The sequence below is a fragment of the Planomonospora antibiotica genome, from assembly GCF_014647955.1.
Classification (GTDB): Bacteria; Actinomycetota; Actinomycetes; order Streptosporangiales; family Streptosporangiaceae; genus Planomonospora; species Planomonospora parontospora.
The window spans coordinates 12,582-29,724 of the sequence record NZ_BMQE01000016.1; the positions used below are offsets into that span (position 1 = coordinate 12,582).

Genomic DNA, 17,143 nt, shown 5'->3' on the forward strand with positions numbered 1-17,143 from the left:
ATGCCGGGTGCTTTTATTTCATCGTTCGATGAATCATGCTGGTTCCATGACCGACGTCCTGGTGATCGGTGCAGGCCCCACCGGCCTCACCCTGGCGGCCGAGCTGACGCGCCACGGCCTGGCGCCGCGCGTGGTCGAACGCGCCCCCGAGCCGCCGGCGAGCTCACGAGCCCTCGTCGTCCAGCCGCGCACGCTGGAGGTCTTCGACGACATGGGGATCGCGGCGGAGGCGCTGGCCGGGGGCCGGGAGGTCGACGCCTTCACCGCGGTGTTCCCCGGCCGGCGGCCGGTGCGGCTCCGCTTCGACGCGGACCTGTCGGGCTCACCCGAGCTGGACACCGCCTACCCGCGGCCGCTGATGCTGCCCCAGGACCGGACCGAGGCGCTGCTCACCCGGCACCTGGCCGGCCTGGGGGTGCAGGTCGAGCGCGGCGTCACCCTGGAGTCCTACCGGCAGGACGGCGACGGGGTGGTCGCCCTGCTGCGCCACCCGGACCGGCGGGTGGAGAGGGCCGCCGCCCGCTGGATCGCCGGCTGCGACGGCGCGCACAGCACGGTCCGGGAGCAGGCGGGCATCCCGTTCGAGGGCACGACCTACGGCCGGGAGTTCATCATGGCCGACGCCCGGCTGGACTGGGAGCTCCCGGACGGCGAGCTCTACCTCTTCCCCGGCGGCGGCCTGCCCTTCGCGGACAGCGGCGTCCTCGCCGCCTGGTCCATGCCGGGCGAGCACCGCTTCCGCGTCTTCGGCGACGTCCCGCCGGGAGAGGGGGACCCGACCCTGGCGGACTTCCAGCGGCTCCTGGACGAGCGGCTCCCGGTCCCCGCCAGGATCGTCGAGGCGGCCTGGGTCTCGCGCTACCGCCTGCACCGCCGCGGGGTGCGCCGCTACCGGACCGGACAGGCGTTCCTGGCCGGGGACGCGGCCCACGTCCACAGCCCGGCGGGGGGCCAGGGCATGAACACCGGGATCCAGGACGCCTACAACCTCGCCTGGAAGCTGGCCCTGACCGCCGCAGGGGCTCCGGACGGCCTGCTCGACACCTACCACGCCGAGCGCCACCCGGTGGGGGCCGCGCTGCTGCGCACCACCGACCGGGCGTTCGGCGTCGCCGTAGCCGCCTCCGCGGCCGCCCGGTTCGTGCGCCGGCACCTGATCCCGCGCCTGGCCCCCGCGCTGCTGGACCGGCCGTTCGCCCGGCGCGAGGTCGTGGGCGCCGTCTCCCAGCTGAGGGTCGGCTACCCGGGCAGCCCGATCTCCGGCCAGGACGGCCGGTGGCACGGAGGGCCGGGCCCGGGCGGCCGGGCCTGGGACGCCCCGGTCCAGGGTGAGAGCGTGCACCGGCTCCACGAGGTGCTGCGCGGCACGCACCACACCGCCCTGCTCTTCACCGCCGGCTCCCCGGCGGAGCCGCTGCTGCGTTCGGCGCGGGAGCTGGAGGGCCGGTACGGCCCGCGCCTGGTCGCGCGGGTGGTCGCCCCGGACGGCACGGGCGACCTGTCCGACCCGGACGGCCTGCTGCACCGCCGGTACGCCGCGGAGCCGGGATCGGTCTACGTCATCCGGCCCGACCGCCACGTGGGCTACCGGGGCCGCGACCCGCGGGACGCCGCGGCCGACCTGGCCGTACGGCTGGGCGGACCGCCCGTCTGACGCGCCCGTCCGATGCGTCCGCCCGGCACCGCGCGGGTGCGGGGACGGCGCGGGGACGCGGCCCGTCGGAGCCGGTCGCCGGAGGGGACGAAGACCCGGGCGCTTACGGTCGCGTAGGGAGCGGGCGGCGCGGCAAACTACTGCGACATGTCATCAATAACCTCGTATGTCGCTCTTGGGGACAGCTTCACCGAGGGCTTGAACGACCACCTCGGCGGCGACCGCTACCGGGGCTGGGCCGACCGGCTGGCCGAGTTGCTGGCGGCCCGCGAGCCGGGGTTCCGCTACGCCAACCTGGCGGTCCGGGGCCGGCTGATCGCCCGCATCGCCGACGAGCAGGTGCCCCAGGCCGAGGCCCTGGCGCCGGACCTGGTCTCGCTCTGCGCCGGGGGCAACGACATCCTGCGTCCCGGCGGCGACCCCGACGCGATCGCCGCGCAGCTCGACGCCGCCGTGGGCCGGCTGTGCGCCACCGGGGCCCGGGTGCTGCTCTTCACCGGCTTCGACCTGCGCCAGGTCCCGGTGATGCGCCTGGTCCACCACAAGATCGCCGTCTACAACCTGCACATCCACGACATCGCCACCCGACACGGCTGCACCCTCGTGGACCTGTGGGCCATGGGCGTGCTCCGCGACCGCCGCGCCTGGAGCGAGGACCGCCTCCACCTGTCGGCCGACGGCCACCGCAGGATCGCGCTGCGCGCCGCCGAGGCCCTCGGCCTGCCCGTCGAGGAGGACTGGCGGGAGCCGTACCCGCCGCTGGGCCCGTCGGTGTGGGCCGAGGCTCGCAAACAGGACCTGCGCTGGGCCCGCATGTTCCTGGCCCCGTGGGTCAACCGCCGCCTGCAGGGCCGCTCCTCCGGCGACGGGCTGGGCGCCAAGCGACCCGAGCTCGCTCCCGTGCCGATGATGTTGCCTGACCACGGCTGACGCCGGTACTCTTGCGGTCATGCGAAACCCCGGAACCCTTCAGTGGTGGCGCCGCTTCTAGGCGGCGCAGGTTTCGCACACGCGAGCAGAGGGACGGCCGCCCGGGGAGGCGGCCTTTTCTGCGTCCGCCCCCCTGGCATCGGGAAGACACCAACGAGGGGCGAGACTGCAGTGGAGACGAGCGGATATACCACCGCCGGGGGCATCAGGGTCGAGGTCGCGACGGCCGACGTCCCGGAGACCGTGCTCGACGACGTCGTCAGCACGCTGGGCGAGCGGCGCGGGGGCGTCCTGTCCTCCGGGATGGAGTACCCCGGCCGCTACAGCCGGTGGCACCTGGCCTACGTCGATCCCTGCCTGGAGATCGTGGCCAGGGGCCGCACCGTCACCGCCCGGGCGCTGAACGCCCGGGGCCGCGTCGTGCTGCCCGCGGTCGCCTCCTGCCTGCTGGCCGCGGGCGAGGCCGTCTCCGAGCCGACCGCCGACCGGGTCGAGGTGCGCATCCCGGAGTCGGCGGAGATCCTGCCCGAGGAGATGCGCAGCCGCCGTCCCACGGTCTTCACCGCGATCCGCGAGGTCATCGCCGCGTTCAGGGGCGAGAACGAGCACCTGGGCCTGTACGGCGCCTTCGGCTACGACCTGGCCTTCCAGTTCGAGCCGATCCGGCAGGTGCTCACCCGCGCCGCCGACCAGCGCGACCTGGTGCTGCACCTGCCCGACCGGATCATGGTGATCGACCGCAAGCGGGAGACCAGCAAGGAATACCGCTACGAGTTCACCGTGGGCGGCGTCTCCACGCACGGCCTGCCCCGCGACGGCGAGAGCGTCCCGCTGCCGCCCGCCCCCGCCGAGCTCCCGCCGAACCCGGTCAGGGGCGCCTACGCCGAGGTCGTCGCCGCGGCCAAGGAGAAGTTCGTCCGCGGCGACCTGTTCGAGGTCGTCCCCGGGCAGGTCTTCCACGCCCCCTGCACCGACCCGGCCGCCTTCTACCGGGGGCTGCGCAAGGCCAACCCCGCGCCCTACGAGTTCCTGTTCAACCTCGGCGAGGGCGAGCACCTGGTCGGCGCCTCCCCGGAGATGTACGTCCGGGTCAGCGGCGACCGGGTGGAGACCTGCCCGATCTCCGGCACCATCGCCCGCGGCGGCAACCCGGTCGAGGACGCCGAGGCGATCCGCACCCTCCTGTCGAGCGTCAAGGAGGAGTCGGAGCTGACCATGTGCACCGACGTGGACCGCAACGACAAGTCCCGCATCTGCGTGCCCGGCAGCGTCCAGGTCATCGGCCGACGGCAGATCGAGATGTACTCCCGCCTGATCCACACCGTGGACCACATCGAGGGCCGCCTGCGCCCCGGGTTCGACGCCCTCGACGCCTTCCTCACCCACATGTGGGCCGTCACCGTCACCGGCGCCCCCAAGACCTGGGCGATGCAGTTCATCGAGGACCACGAGGCCACCACCCGCCGCTGGTACGGCGGAGCGGTCGGCTACATCGGCTTCGACGGCTCCATGAACACCGGCCTGACGCTGCGCACCGCGCAGATCAGGGAGGGGGTCGCCACCGTGCGGGCCGGGGCCACGCTGCTGTTCGACTCCGACCCCGACGCCGAGGAGCGGGAGACCGAGCTCAAGGCCAGCGCCCTGCTCGGCGCGCTGGCCGCGGTCGGGGCCGGGGCCGCCGAGGCCGGGGAGGCGGCTCCGGCACCGGCTGCGGCGCAGGCCTCGGAGCGGCCCGGCGAGGGCATGAAGGTGCTCCTGGTCGACCACGAGGACTCCTTCGTCAACACCCTGGCCGACTACTTCCGGCAGCAGGGCGCCGAGGTCGTCACCCTGCGGCACGGCTTCCCGGCCGAGATGATCGACGAGATCGCCCCCTCGCTCGTGGTGCTCTCGCCCGGCCCCGGCTGGCCGTCGGACTTCGGCCTGCCGGCCCTGGTCGACGCGCTCTACGCCCGCGACCTGCCGGTCTTCGGCGTCTGCCTCGGCCTGCAGGGCATGGTCGAGCAGGCCGGCGGCACGCTGGAGCTGCTGTCCTACCCCGAGCACGGCAAGCGCGGGCAGGTCAAGCGGATGGGCGAGAGCGCCCTGCTGGACGGCCTCCCCGAGGAGTTCGTCGCCGCCCGCTACCACTCGCTGCACGCCAAGCAGCCGGGGGTCGACGGCTTCACCGTCACCGCCCTCACCCCCGACGGCGCGGTCATGGCGATCGAGGACGCGGCGCGGCGCCGTTTCGCGGTGCAGTTCCACCCCGAGTCGATCCTCACGGCCGAGGGCGGCGCGGGCGCGCGCATCATCGCCAACGTCCTGAAGCTCTCCCGGCCGGTGGCCTGAAACGGCGGCGCGGACACGCTGGGTGGCCGTACAGTTGCTCCTGGCATAGGACTGCGGGCGGACCGGTCGGACCGGTCCGCCCGCGGGCATGTGAGAGGAGCCGACGATGCGACCGCAGGACGCGCTGCCCGACGGGTTGCCCGTCGCACTGCCCGACGCCGTCCGGGAGGCACTGCTGGCGCCGCTCGTCGACCACCACTGCCGCGGCGTGCGCCGCGACGACCTGGTGCGGGCCCGGTTCGAGCTGCTGATCACCGAGGCGGACGCCCCCGCTCCGCCCGGCACGACCCACTTCGACACGCCCGCCGGCGCCGCCATCCGGCGCTGGTGCGCCCCGCTGCTGGACCTGGACCCGCACACCCCGCCCGCCGTCTACCTGGCCCGCCGCGCCGAACTCGGCGCGGAGGAGGTGAACCGGCGGATGCTGCGCGGCGCGGGGGTCGCCGCCTTCCTGGTCGAGACCTCCCCGGAGTCGCCGGAGCTGCTGTCGGTGACCGAGACGGGCAGGCACGGCGAGGCCGCGGCCGACGAGATCGTCCGGATCGAGCAGATCGAGCACGAGGTGGCCGAGACCTCGGGCGCCGGCGTCTCCTACATCTCGGCCCTGGAGAGCGAGCTCGCGGACCGGGCCGCGCGGGCCGCCGGGCTCGCCTCGGCCATCGCCCACCGGTACGGCCTCGACTTCGATCCGGCCAGACCGAGCCGGGGCGCCGTCATCGCGGCGGCCAACCGGAGGCTGTCCGACCCCAAGGAGCCGCTGGCCGACCCGGTGCTCCTGCGCCATCTGCTCTGGACCGCGGTGGAGGTGGCCCGGGCGGGCGGCCTGCCGCTGCAGTTCCACACCGGGCACGGCGGGCCGGAGGCGGCCCCGCACCGGGCCGACCCGGCGCTGATGGCAGGTTTCGTCCGGGCGCTCCAGCCCATGGGCGTGCCCGTCATCCTGCTCGGCTGCCGTCCCTTCCACCGCCAGGCCGCCCACCTGGCGGCCGCCTTCCCGCACGTCTACGTGGACGTCGGAGGCGCTCCGGCCCGCGCCGGGGCGGACGCCGCCATCGGGGAGCTGCTGGAGCTGGCGCCCTTCCACAAGCAGTTGTTCGGTTCCCATGCCCACGGCGTGGCCGAGACCTGCTACCTCGGGGCGCTGCAGCACCGCAGGGCTCTGGCCAGAGCCCTGGCGCTCCGGCTGGCGGCCGACGAGTGGAGCGCCTCCGACGCGGCCCGGGTGGCCTACATGATCGGCTCGGGCAACGCCCGCCGGGTCTACCGGCTGTAGGTCGCCCGGGCCCCTTCGACGGGTGTGCTCCTCGGGGCGAACGCGGTGCCCCGCCGCCGGAACGCTAAGGTTGTCAGGATTTGATCCCGTAGCCTGGAAGGTTCTCTCGCGTGGACGACAGTCAGCCGCGTTTCCTCGACGACGTGACCGTGGAGCTGGTCAAGCACAGTGCTTCGGACACCGACGTGCTCTGGGCGGCCCGGGTGTCCACCGCGGGGGAGCAGTCCCTGGACGAGATCGGCAAGGACCCGGAGCGGTCCAAGGGGCTGATCAACTACCTGATGCGGGACCGGCACGGCAGCCCGTTCGAGCACAACTCGATGACCTTCCTCGTCAGCGCACCGATCTTCGTCTTCCGCGAATTTCACCGCCACAGGGTGGGATGGTCGTACAACGAAGAAAGTGGGAGATACCGCGAGCTTCAGCCCAATTTCTATATTCCGGGCAGGGAGCGCAAGCTGGTGCAGGAAGGGCGGCCGGGTAAGTACGTCTTCGTGGAGGGGACGGAGAAGCAGCACAAGGTCGTCTCCGAGGCGATGGAGTCGGCCTACCGGCAGTCGTACGCGGCCTACCAGGAGATGCTGGAGGCCGGGGTCGCCCGCGAGGTGGCCAGGGCCGTCCTGCCGGTCGGGCTGTTCTCCTCGATGTACGCCACGTGCAACGCCCGGTCGCTGATGCACTTTCTGTCGCTGCGGACCAAGAGCGAGCAGGCCAGGGTGCCGTCCTTCCCGCAGCGCGAGATCGAGATGGTGGCCGAGAAGATGGAGGCCGCCTGGGCGGAGCTGATGCCGCTCACCCACGCGGCCTTCGCCGCGAACGGCCGCGTGGCTCCCTAGACGGGTGAGCCCTGAAAGGACCCCGGTGACGTGACGTTGCCGGGGTCCTGCCGTGCATCATGGCGGCTCGGTGTCCGTGCTGTCGTGTTCTTCGGTGATCGATGCATCGCGCTCAGGGCGCGTTCGATCTTCTCGTTCGGATACGGCGTCGTCCTGCCGGTGCCGTACAGGTCCCAGTAGAAGTCGTTCATCGCCGCCGCCACGGGTGCGTACCGGCGGATCACCGCGGCCGCGGCCGGCGGAGCACCGGCGGGATCCGCGCCGTCCGCGCACGCGCGGATGTAGGCGTTGCGCCGTACCGGTACGCCGCCTCGTGGCGTCTGCACCCCGCAGACATGGGTGACGAGCCAGTTGACCAGCCGCATCAGCGCGTACCCGATGTCGTGGGTCCGGTTGCGCTCCAGGAACCCGATCTCCTGCTCGGACAGGTCGAACCGGGGGGAGACCGCCAGTCCGAGGTCGGCGATGTACAGGCGTTCGCCGTCGGTGAGGATGTTGCCGAAGTGGCCGTCGAAGTGCATCAGCCCCTGATCGTTCATGAAGGCCACATCGGTGAGCAGGCACGACTCGACCATGGCGATCGCCGCCAGCGCGGCGTCCTGACCGGCGGCGAGCCTGGCGGCGAGCCAGTCGTCGAGGGTGTGGGGGATGAACTCCTGGAACAGCACGATGCTCGCCGAGGCGCGGGCCAGGGCGTGGAGACGGTCCCGTACCGCCGGTGATCCGTCCCAGTACCGCACGACCGCCTCGACGTCGGCGTGCTCACCGGTGGGCGGCGGCGCTCCCGGCAGCACCCGCCAGTGGTACAGCAGCGGAAAGGCCGCACTGCGCCCGGCCAGGACCCAGCCGGTCGTCATGACGCCGGCCGCGAGTTCCCGCCACGCGCCGAAGCCCGGCCCGGCGAACTCGACGAGTCCGTACTGGCAGAACGCGGGCACCCCGAACAGGTTCGCGGTGGACATCACGTTGCCCGCGCGGCGCTCCAGGTCGGTCAGCGGGACCCGCTTGGCGAAGACCGGCACGTCGGCGACGTCCAGCAGCACCGAGGTGCCGCCGACCCCCGAGCCCAGGACCTGCGCCCGCTCCAGCGACTCGGCGAGTCGCCGGTCGCTGCGCAACGCCAGCGCGCTCGCCACGTCGCTGTATCTGCTGACCCGCTCGCTATGGGACATGTCCGACCGGTATGTCTCGCAGTTCCAATGACAGGCCCCTCTGATCGACTCCGAGCGTCAGACGCTACACCCGTTGGGGGCGGGCCTTTCCAGGATGCATTCCGCGGAGATGACCTCGTTGACGCTGGCACGGGCGACGGATCCGAGGAGGTGCCGCGCTGCTCACGGCGACGTCGCGGCATCGGCAGGCCAGCGCCCGCCGATGCCGCGAGCAGCGCGGATTCCGGCAGTGATCCCGAAGCGGGAAGTATCAGAGCGCCGCGGCGCGCACGGTCAGCACGTCCGGCAGGTGCCGGGCGACGGTGAACCAGCTCTCACCGTCGTCGCGGGAGCCGTACACCTCGCCGTCGCGGGTGCCGAAGAAGACGCCCGCGGGCGAGGCGCACATCGCGTCGCGCAGCACGGTCGAGTGGACCGGGTCCTCGGGCAGGCCGGTGCTCAGGGCCTGCCAGGACCCGCCCGCGTCGTCGCTGCGGAAGACCCGGCAGCGGTGGTCGACGGGGGTGCGGTCCATGTCGGCCTTGAGCGGGAAGACGTAGACCGTGTCGGGCCGCTCGGGGTGCACGACGATCGGGAAGCCGAAGTCGGACGGGAGTGAGTCGCCGATCGAGGTCCAGGAGTCGCCGAAGTCGTCGCTGCGGTAGACGCCGAAGTGGTGCTGGAGGAAGAGCCGCTCGGGCCGGGCCGGGTGGCCGGTGACCTTGTGCACGCACTGGCCGAACTCGGGGTACTGCGACCCCTCGGGGAGGAACGGCGCGCGGATCCCCCGGTTGGCCGCCTCCCAGGAGGTGCCGCCGTCGGTGCTGCGGTAGAAGCCGCCGGTCGAGACGGCGATCGCGATGGTCTTCGGGTCGCTGGGGTGGGGCAGCACGGTGTGCATGCAGAGCCCGCCGCCGCCGGGATGCCACTGGGCCCGGTGCGGGTGGTTCCACAGACCCTCCACCAGGGAGAACGTGATCCCGCCGTCCTCGGAGCGGAACAATGCCCCCGGCTCGACCCCGGCCCAGACGACGTCGGGCTCGCTGGGGGAGGGCTGGAGCTGCCAGACGCGCTCCAGTGCAGCGCCGGTCTCCTCGGGGAAGGCGATCGGGGCCTGCTCGGCCTCCTGCCAGGTGCCGCCGAGGTCGTCCGACCACATCACGGACGGGCCGAAGTGGCCGTATTCGATGCCGGCGAGGAGCCGGGGCGCCGGACCCCGGGTGTCGATCGCGACCGCGGAGACCCCGATGGTGGAGAAGCGGACCGGCTCGACCTCGAACGGGCCGCCGCCGGTGGAGCGGGCCAGGAACAGCCCCTTGCGGGTGCCGATGGCCAGGAGTGCGTCGTGCATGTCGTCTCCTCGTCTCTTCGGTCCCATGCTTTCACGGTGCGAGCCCTATCGCACGCTTTATCGGATCAACGTTCCGTATTCGAACGGAAAGTCGTTTTGGAGGGGGATCCGAAGGCGCGGGACGCGCTCAGAGCTCGCCCAGGGTGATGTCCCTGTGGATGTGCGCCAGGGGCACCCCGCCGTACTGCAGCCGCCGGACCGTCTCGTCGACCATGGCGGAGGGCCCGCAGACGTAGATCTCGTGCTCGGCCCACGAGTGGAACCGCTCCACCACGTCGGGCACCCGGCCGCGCATCCCGTCGTAGCCGGGCTCGTCGGAGACCACGGGGAGCACGCGCAGCCAGGGGAAACCCGACTCCATCCGGATCAGGTCCGGCAGGTCGTAGAGCTCGCGCGAGTGGCGCACGCCGTACAGCAGGTGGATGTTGGGCCGCCGGCCCGAGGCGATCACGTGCTCGACGATGGCCTTGATCGGCGCCAGGCCGGTGCCGCCCGCCACGCACAGCAGGTCGCGGCCGGAGTCGACGGGCGTCATCATGCCGACCGGCGGGCCGAGCATCAGGGTGTCGCCGATCCGGGTGTGCTCGACCAGCGCGGTGGACACCCAGCCGCCGGAGACCGCCCGGACGTGCAGCCGGAGGGTGTTGTCCTCGCGCGGGGCGTTCGCGATGGAGTACGTGCGCCACACCCGGGGCCAGCGCGCGGTCTGCACGTTGACGTACTGCCCCGGCAGGTACGGCATGCGCCGGCCGGGCTGGAGGGTGATCACCGCGATGTCCGGCGTGCGGCGCTCGTGGTCGATCACCTCGGCCAGCCACCAGGCGGGGGAGACCCCGGCGTCGGCCTCGGCGGCCTCGATCATCGTGTTGGCGGCGGCGGTGTAGGCGGCGACCCAGGCCGCCTCGATCTCGGTGTTCCAGATCTCGGCGGCGAAGCGCCTGACCGTGGCCAGCAGGGCGTTGCCGATCGCGGTGTAGTGCTCGGCGAGCACGCCGTACTTGCGGTGGTCGCGGCCGAGCTGGCCGAGGAACGAGGCCAGGCCGTCCGGGCTGTCGATGCTCCAGACGATCCTGGTCAGCGCGCCGAACAGCCGGTCGCGCTGGACGTCCATGGCCGGCGGGAACATGCCCCGCAGATGCGGGTTCTCGGCGAACAGGCGGCCGTAGAAGTATGCCGCGGCCTTGTCCGCGACGGGCTCGACGACGGAGAAGCTTTCCTTGACGAGACGCGGATTCAATGACATATGACGGAACCCAACCTCATTGACCGGACCGGTGTCCGGTCGTGCAGATCCACCTCCCTGGCGGTTCCGGGTGACGAGCGGCCCGCGGCCCCGGCGCCCCTGGTCGCTCGAATTTAAGTCTTCCATCACCCTCTGCGCGTCACAACCGTTTCCCGCCAATATGATGCGGAAACTAACTTGCAGTAGCTGAACAGTCATTGTCGGTGATGGGGCTGTCTGCTTTCCATGGAATAAGCGAATAAGAATCACATTCGCCTGAAGAGGGCTGATTCAACCCGGGTGAAAGCCATTGTCGGGTCCGCCGAAACGCCCTCCGCGCCCGCAACCCCCCGCCGTCGGCGACGGAGGCGGCTTCCCGGCGAGACGACACCGATACCCGGGATGTGTGACATAGGGCAAATACTGTGCGCCATGATGGGGTGCTGCTGGAGATGGGATGGGCGCCGCCCGCGCCGGGCGGCGTGACCCCGCGCATGGCCCTGGAGGACGCATGTCCCGACCCCTGATCGGTATCACCGCCTACCTCGAGGCCGCCCGCTGGGGCACCTGGGTCCGCGAGGCCGTCCTGTCACCCGCGTCCTACGTGCGGGCGGTGGAGAAGGCCGGCGGCGCCCCGGTGCTGCTCCCGCCCCTGGGCCTGGGCGGGATCGACGGCTACGCGGCGGGCCTGTCCGGGCTGATCCTGGCCGGCGGCACCGAGCTCGACCCCGGTCTGTACGGCGCGGCCGCCGACGGGCGGCTGGACGGTCCCCAGCCGCACCGCGACCGCTTCGAACTGGCCATGGCCCGCTCGGCGGTGCAGGCCGGGCTGCCGCTGCTCGCCGTCGCGAGGGGCATGCACGTGCTGAACGTCGCCCAGGGCGGCACCCTGATCCCCTGGCTCCCCGAGGTGGTCGGGCACGACCGGCACGGTGAGCCGGGCCGCCCGCACACCGTCCAGATCAGCGTGTCCAGCGCGCTGGGCAAGGCGCTCGGCGACCGGGCGGAGGTGACCGCGCCGCACCGGCAGGCCGTCAAGCGGCTCGGGACGGGTCTGCTCGCGGTGGCCTGGGCCGACGACCAGATCGTGGAGGGGGTCGAACTGCAGGGGCACCGCTTCGCGGTCGGCGTGCAGTGGCATCCGGAGCGGGGCGACGACAACCGCCTGATCGAGGCCCTGGTCGAGGCCGCCGCCCACTGAGCGCGCCACCGGTCGCGCCACTGGGCACGCCCCGCCGGGACCGTCCGCCGGAGGCTCCACGCGCCACCGCCCACCGGCCACCGGCCGCCGGATCCCGGCGAGTAGGGTGCGGCCATGGCGTTGCACCCCCAGGCCGAGGCCTACCTGAAGCTCTTCCCCACCGATCTCGGCACACCCCTCGCCGAGCTCACCCCCGAGATGATCGCCGAGATGCGGGCCCTGGACGGGTTCGCCGAGCAGCGGGGACCGGTCGTCCCGCTCCCGGTCGTGCGCGACGGGAGCGCGGGCGGCGTGCCCGTGCGCGTCTACCGGGCCGACGACGGCGACCACCCGCTCCCGGTGATCGTCTACTTCCACGGCGGCGGCTGGGTGTTCGGCAGCGTGGCCCGCAACGACGCGCTCGCCCGGGACCTGGCCGTGCGCACCGGCGCTGTGGTGGTCTCGGTGGACTACCGGCTCGCCCCCGAGCACCCCTTCCCCGCCGCGGCCGACGACGCGCTGGCCGCGGTCCGGGACGTCTTCGCCCGCCCGGCCGCCTACGGCGCCGACCCGGGGCGGATCGCGGTGCTGGGCGACAGCGCGGGCGGCAACCTCGCCGCCGTGGCCGCCTGGCAGGCCAGGGACGCCGGGCTGCGCCTGGCCCACCAGGTGCTGGTCTACCCGGTCGCCGACGTCGCCATGGACACGCCCAGCTACCGGACCTACGCCGCCGGCTACGGGCTCGGCGCCGACGAGATGGCCTGGTTCGCCGCGCAGTACGGCGGTGACCCGGCCGACCCGCGGCTGGCCCCGCTCCGCCTGGCCGACAAGGCGGGCCTGGCCCCCGCGACGGTGCTCACCGCCGAGTGCGACCCGCTCTGCGACGAGGGCGAGGCGTACGCCGCCGGGCTCGCGGCGGCGGGGGTCCCCGTCGAGTACCGGTGCTACGCCGGGGCGATCCACGGCTTCTTCGGCCTGCCCGGCTTCTTCGACCAGGCGGCCGAGGCGCGCGAGTACGCGACCGCGCGGCTGAAGGAGGCCTTCGCCTGACGGACCCGGCTCCGGGCGGCGGACGCCCGTGCCGCGCCCGCTGACCGCCGGACGCCCGTGCCGCGCCCGCTGACCGCCGGACGCCCGTGCCGCGCCCGCTGACCGCTGACCGCTGGACACCCGTAGCCCTGGACGCCGCCCCGGACGCCGCCCCGGCGCCCGTCCGCGGCCCGGCCTCCGGCTCCGGGTCACGCCGGGTCGGGCAGGCGGCTCAGCACCGGGTTCCGCACCTGCTGGAAGATCACCGAGGTGCGGAAACCGGCGATCTCGCGGCGCTGGCTGAGCCGGTCGAGCAGGAAGCCGTGCAGGTGGTCCAGGTCCTGCACGGCGACGTGGAGCAGGAAGTCGTCACCGCCCGCCAGCACGAAGACGCTCAGCACCTGGGGCAGGGCGCTGACGGAGTCCTTGAAGCTGTCGATGACGGTCCGGCTGAGCGGGCGGACCTGCACCGAGACCATGGCCTGGACGCCTCTGTTGAGGGCCGCGTGGTCGATGTCGGCGTGGTAGCCGCGGATCACCCCCCGCCGGGTGAGCGCACGCACGCGCTCCAGGCAGGTCGAGGGGGCGATGCCGAGCAGCCGGGCGAGTTCCCGGTTGGACCGCCGCGCATCCGTCTGGAGAAGGCGGATGATTTCCGCATCAAGTTCGTCCATGACGGTGATTCTGCCGTGATTCCGGCTGAACGTTCGACAGGGGCCGATTTTTCCCGTTCATCTGTCTATCTTCTTCGGCGTACGGCCGATCGACGGGAAGGCGGTGGACCATGCCGAAGGCGATGGGGACCGGGACGGAGCAGACGGTGAGGACGGATCCGGCGGTTGTGACGGATCGAGTGGCCGGGACGGATCGGGCGGGGGCCGGTGGCGGGGGGCCGGGCGGCCGGCTGGGGCCGGGGCAGGGCACGGCGCTGCTCCTCGGGGCGGTGCTCGGGCCCGGCGTGCTCGCCCTGCCGCACCTGGCCGCGGCCGCCGCCGGACCGGCCTCGATCGTGGCCTGGGCCGCGCTGCTGGCGCTCAGCGTGCCGGTGGCGCTGACCTTCGCCGCGCTGGGCGGCCGGTTCCCCGACGGCGGCGGGGTGGCGGCGTTCGCCGCGCGGGCGTTCGGCGCGCGGACCGCGGCGGTGACCGGCTGGTGGTTCTACTTCGCGGTGCCGGTCGGGGTGCCGGCCGGAGCCCTGATCGGAGCCGAGTACGTCTCCTCGGCCCTGGGTCTGGGCGGCGGCGGGACCCTGGCGGTGACCTGCGGGCTGCTGGCGGCGGCGTTCGCCGCCAACCACGCGGGCCTGCGGTTCTCCGGCGGGCTGCAACTCCTGCTGGCGGTCCTGCTCGTCGCGCTCCTGGTCGCGGCGGTGGCGATGGCCCTGCCCGCCGTACGGCCCGGCAACTTCACGCCGTTCGCCCCGCACGGACCGGAGGGGGTCGCCCGGGCCGCCGGGGTGCTGTTCTTCGCCTTCGTCGGCTGGGAGGCGGCCAGCCACCTGTCGGCCGAGTTCGCCGATCCCCGCCGCCACCTGCCGCGGGCCACGGCGCTCACCCTGGCGGTCGTGGGCGTGCTCTACACCGGGCTGGCGGTGACCGTGATCGGCGTGCTCGGCGGGCGGGCGGCCGTCTCGCCGGTCCCGCTCGCCCTGCTGCTGGAGCACGGCGCCGGGAGCCTGGCCGGGCCGGTCACGGCCGGAGCGGCCCTGCTGCTGAGCTTCGGCGCGATCAACACCTACGTGGCCGGGGGCGCCCGGCTCGGCGCCGCGCTGGCCCGCGACGGTGCACTGCCCGCCTGGCTGGCCGGCGGCGCGGACCCGGGGCGGGCGGGGCAGGGCGCGGACTCGGCGCGGGTGGGGCAGGGCGCGGACTCGGCGCGGGTGGGGCAGGGCGCGGACTCGGCGCGGGTGGGGCAGGGCGCGGACTCGGCGCGGGTGGGGCAGGGCGCGGACTCGGCGCGGGTGGGGCGCGACGCGGCCCCGGGCCGGGTGCCGCACCGCAGCCTGCTCCTGCTGGCCGTGCTCTCGGGCGCGGTGACCGCGGCGGTGGCGGGCTCCGGGCTCGGACTCGACCCGCTGATGCGGGCGACCTCGGCCTGCCTGGCCGCGGTCACCGCGGTCGGCGTCGCCGCCGCGACCCGCCTGCTGTCCGGGGCCTGGCGGCGGACCGCGGCGGTGGCCATGGTGCTCACCCTGGCGCTGCTGGCCGCCTGCGGGCCGTACCTGCTGGTGCCGCTGGTGCTGGCGGCGGGTGCACTGGTCGCCGGGCGGAGGCGGGTCAGAAGCTCCGCGGCAGGCCGAGGACCTGGGTGGCCAGGTGGTTGAGCAGCAGTTCCTCGGTGACCGGGGCGACCCTGCCGATGCGGGCGTCGGCCAGCAGCCGGGCGACGGGGTACTCCAGCGAGTAGGCCATGCCCCCGTGGGTCTGGAAGGCGTGGTCGGCCGCCTCCCAGGCCGCCTGGGAGGCGGCCAGCTTGGCGATGTTGGCCTCGGTGCCGCACGGCCGCCGCCCGTCGAAGAGCCAGGCGGCCTTGTACAGCATCAGCCTGGCGAGCTCGATCTTGGCCTTGACCTGGGCAAGGGGGAAGGCCACGGCCTGGTTGGCGCCGATCGGCCGGCCGAAGACCTCGCGCTCCTTGGCGTACTGCACCGCCGCCCGCAGCGCCACCTCGGCACCGCCGAGCGCGGAGGCGGCCAGCAGGACGCGCTCGGGGTTGAGGATGTCCCACAGCACCTGCGCGCCCCGGTCCACCTCGCCGACGACGTTCGCCGCCGGCACGCGCAGGTCGTCGATGAAGACCATGTTGGACGGCGTGGTGTTGGCGCCCATCTTGGGGATCGGCCGGTAGGAGAGCCGGCCCGCGGCGACGGCCTCGGGCACGTTCACCAGCAGGACGGTCAGGCCGTGGGTGCGGGGGCGGGCCTCGGCGGCGGGCACGGTCCGGGTGACCAGGAGCATCCAGGTGGCGCGCTGCACACCGGTGATCCAGATCTTCTGGCCGTTGACCACGAACTCGTCTCCGTCGCGGCGGGCGGAGGTCGAGATGCCGAGCGCGTTGGAGCCGGCGTCGGGCTCGGTGAGGGCGAAGCAGGTCTCGATCTCACCGGTGGCCAGCCGGGGCAGCAGCTCCTCGCGCTGGCGCGCGCTGCCGTGCCGGGCCAGGGTCATCGCGCCGAAGCCGGGGGTCAGGACGTAGGTGAACGCCGAGCCTCCGGCCGCGCCGGAGGCGGAGAGGGTCTCGGTGGCCACGGCCAGCTCCAGCAGGCCCTGGCCGCCTCCGCCGTACTCCTCGGGGACGGCCAGCCCTAGCCAGCCGCCCTTGGCCAGCTCCGCCCAGACCTCCTCCGGCCAGCGTTTGTCGGACTCGCAGCGCTGCCAGTAGCCGAGGTCGTAGCGTGAGCAGATGTCGGCGACGCCGCGCTGTACGGCCAGCGCGCTCTCCGGAAGAGTGAAGTCCACCCTGTTCGGCTCCGTCCTGGTCGCGTGCGCAGAGAACCGGTTGCGCCCGCAATGCTAGAACGAAGTTCGGTCAGAAGGCGAGGGCTACCCGCGCGGGCGCCGCGCGTGGTACACGAAGGCCGGCGGGACGTTCCCCCACACCGTCCGGCCCGTGACGACCTCCTCGAAGGTGCCGTGCAGGCGCCGCCGGAAGCGCCGCGCGGGCGGCAGGTGCTTGGCGAAGCTGTAGGCGAAGGTGGTGAAGGCCGCGTTCGACCCCATGACGGCGGCGACGGCGTCCAGCAGGCTCGCCTGCGTCCCCTCGGAGAACGCGGCCCAGGGCAGCCCGCTCACGACCGCGTCGGCCTGGAGGAAGCCCCGCCGCTCGAGCAGGGCCGGCAGTTCCGCCGCGTCCGCGACCACGACGTCGACCTTGGGGTGGCGGGCCGCGAGGAACTCCGCCAGCTTCGGGTTGATCTCGACCGCCAGGTGGTGCCCCCGGCCGCCCAGCCGCCGCTGGATCTCCGCAGTGAACGCGCCCGTGCCGGGGCCGAGCTCGACGATCACCGGATCGCCCCGGTGGGGGATCGGTGCGGTCACGGCCTCGGCGAGCCGGCGGGAACTCGGTGCCACGGCTCCGGTGGTCCCCGGGGCCCGCATCCACTGCCCCAGGAAGACCGCGGTGTCATTGGTCATGATGTGAAGGTTAAGGGTTCTTTGGCCGTCCATTACCGGTCATTCGGCCGATC

General features: G+C 73.4%; 14 protein-coding genes. 8 read left to right on the forward strand and 6 right to left on the reverse strand.

What is annotated here, in order from left to right:
* Positions 1-46: 46 nt before the first annotated feature.
* The 5 genes from IEZ06_RS16545 (at position 47) to thyX (ending at position 7,024) form a co-directional block, all read left to right on the forward strand.
* On the forward strand, positions 47-1,654 hold the full coding sequence (locus IEZ06_RS16545; RefSeq protein WP_189237601.1) for an FAD-dependent monooxygenase: 1,608 nt from the start codon (positions 47-49) through the stop codon (positions 1,652-1,654).
* Positions 1,655-1,801: 147 nt separating this feature from the next.
* Positions 1,802-2,584, forward strand: coding sequence for an SGNH/GDSL hydrolase family protein (locus tag IEZ06_RS16550; RefSeq protein WP_189237602.1), 783 nt, complete (start codon positions 1,802-1,804; stop codon positions 2,582-2,584).
* 171 nt (positions 2,585-2,755) lie between these two features.
* Positions 2,756-4,915 (forward strand): anthranilate synthase component I, encoded by a 2,160-nt coding sequence (locus IEZ06_RS16555; protein ID WP_189237603.1) that lies wholly within the window; start codon positions 2,756-2,758, stop codon positions 4,913-4,915.
* Positions 4,916-5,021: 106 nt separating this feature from the next.
* Entirely contained in the window at positions 5,022-6,188 is a 1,167-nt protein-coding gene (locus IEZ06_RS16560) for an amidohydrolase family protein (protein ID WP_189237604.1), read from the forward strand.
* A gap of 110 nt (positions 6,189-6,298) precedes the next feature.
* Positions 6,299-7,024 (forward strand): FAD-dependent thymidylate synthase, encoded by a 726-nt coding sequence (thyX, locus tag IEZ06_RS16565; protein WP_189237605.1) that lies wholly within the window; start codon positions 6,299-6,301, stop codon positions 7,022-7,024.
* Here thyX and IEZ06_RS16570 read toward each other — a convergent pair.
* The 3 genes from IEZ06_RS16570 to IEZ06_RS16580 form a co-directional block, all read right to left on the reverse strand.
* Entirely contained in the window at positions 7,021-8,196 is a 1,176-nt protein-coding gene (locus IEZ06_RS16570; protein ID WP_203872312.1) for a protein kinase family protein, read from the reverse strand. The genes thyX and IEZ06_RS16570 overlap by 4 nt on opposite strands.
* 250 nt (positions 8,197-8,446) lie before the next feature.
* Positions 8,447-9,526 (reverse strand): WD40/YVTN/BNR-like repeat-containing protein, encoded by a 1,080-nt coding sequence (locus tag IEZ06_RS16575; protein WP_189237606.1) that lies wholly within the window; start codon positions 9,524-9,526, stop codon positions 8,447-8,449.
* Positions 9,527-9,653: 127 nt separating this feature from the next.
* The gene (locus IEZ06_RS16580) at positions 9,654-10,769 is read right to left on the reverse strand and encodes a globin domain-containing protein (protein WP_189237607.1); all 1,116 of its coding nucleotides are present in this window, start codon (positions 10,767-10,769) and stop codon (positions 9,654-9,656) included.
* A 490-nt stretch (positions 10,770-11,259) separates the two neighbouring features.
* Here IEZ06_RS16580 and IEZ06_RS16585 point away from each other — a divergent pair, with 490 nt between their 5' ends.
* Positions 11,260-11,949, forward strand: coding sequence for a gamma-glutamyl-gamma-aminobutyrate hydrolase family protein (locus IEZ06_RS16585; protein ID WP_189237608.1), 690 nt, complete (start codon positions 11,260-11,262; stop codon positions 11,947-11,949).
* 114 nt (positions 11,950-12,063) lie between these two features.
* Positions 12,064-12,978, forward strand: coding sequence for an alpha/beta hydrolase (locus tag IEZ06_RS16590; RefSeq protein ID WP_189237609.1), 915 nt, complete (start codon positions 12,064-12,066; stop codon positions 12,976-12,978).
* A gap of 188 nt (positions 12,979-13,166) precedes the next feature.
* Here the strand turns inward: IEZ06_RS16590 and IEZ06_RS16595 are convergent, their stop codons facing one another.
* Positions 13,167-13,631, reverse strand: coding sequence for an Lrp/AsnC family transcriptional regulator (locus tag IEZ06_RS16595; RefSeq protein ID WP_189237610.1), 465 nt, complete (start codon positions 13,629-13,631; stop codon positions 13,167-13,169).
* A gap of 167 nt (positions 13,632-13,798) precedes the next feature.
* On the opposite strand from IEZ06_RS16595, the gene IEZ06_RS37190 reads away from it, so the two are divergent.
* Complete coding sequence (locus tag IEZ06_RS37190; RefSeq protein WP_268245606.1) at positions 13,799-15,280, forward strand: APC family permease; 1,482 nt, start codon at positions 13,799-13,801, stop codon at positions 15,278-15,280.
* On the opposite strand, the gene IEZ06_RS16605 is transcribed toward IEZ06_RS37190, so the two are convergent.
* Together IEZ06_RS16605 and IEZ06_RS16610 are read right to left on the reverse strand one after the other, a co-directional pair.
* Entirely contained in the window at positions 15,234-16,415 is a 1,182-nt protein-coding gene (locus IEZ06_RS16605; protein ID WP_189237611.1) for an acyl-CoA dehydrogenase family protein, read from the reverse strand. The two genes, IEZ06_RS37190 and IEZ06_RS16605, sit on opposite strands and share 47 nt — an antisense overlap.
* 84 nt (positions 16,416-16,499) lie before the next feature.
* A complete protein-coding gene (locus IEZ06_RS16610) occupies positions 16,500-17,090 on the reverse strand; it encodes a class I SAM-dependent methyltransferase (protein ID WP_189237612.1) in 591 nt (196 codons plus the stop codon).
* Positions 17,091-17,143 lie beyond the last annotated feature (53 nt).

Coding starts and splice junctions, on each gene's coding strand:
- IEZ06_RS16590 (WP_189237609.1), top strand. CDS start 12,064: ATGGCGTTGCACCCCCAGGCCGAGGCCTACCTGAAGCTCTTCCCCACC.
- IEZ06_RS16570 (WP_203872312.1), bottom strand. CDS start 8,196: ATGTCCCATAGCGAGCGGGTCAGCAGATACAGCGACGTGGCGAGCGCG.
- IEZ06_RS16595 (WP_189237610.1), bottom strand. CDS start 13,631: ATGGACGAACTTGATGCGGAAATCATCCGCCTTCTCCAGACGGATGCG.
- IEZ06_RS16575 (WP_189237606.1), bottom strand. CDS start 9,526: ATGCACGACGCACTCCTGGCCATCGGCACCCGCAAGGGGCTGTTCCTG.
- IEZ06_RS16580 (WP_189237607.1), bottom strand. CDS start 10,769: ATGTCATTGAATCCGCGTCTCGTCAAGGAAAGCTTCTCCGTCGTCGAG.
- IEZ06_RS16550 (WP_189237602.1), top strand. CDS start 1,802: ATGTCATCAATAACCTCGTATGTCGCTCTTGGGGACAGCTTCACCGAG.
- IEZ06_RS16585 (WP_189237608.1), top strand. CDS start 11,260: ATGTCCCGACCCCTGATCGGTATCACCGCCTACCTCGAGGCCGCCCGC.
- IEZ06_RS16560 (WP_189237604.1), top strand. CDS start 5,022: ATGCGACCGCAGGACGCGCTGCCCGACGGGTTGCCCGTCGCACTGCCC.
- IEZ06_RS16610 (WP_189237612.1), bottom strand. CDS start 17,090: ATGACCAATGACACCGCGGTCTTCCTGGGGCAGTGGATGCGGGCCCCG.
- IEZ06_RS16545 (WP_189237601.1), top strand. CDS start 47: ATGACCGACGTCCTGGTGATCGGTGCAGGCCCCACCGGCCTCACCCTG.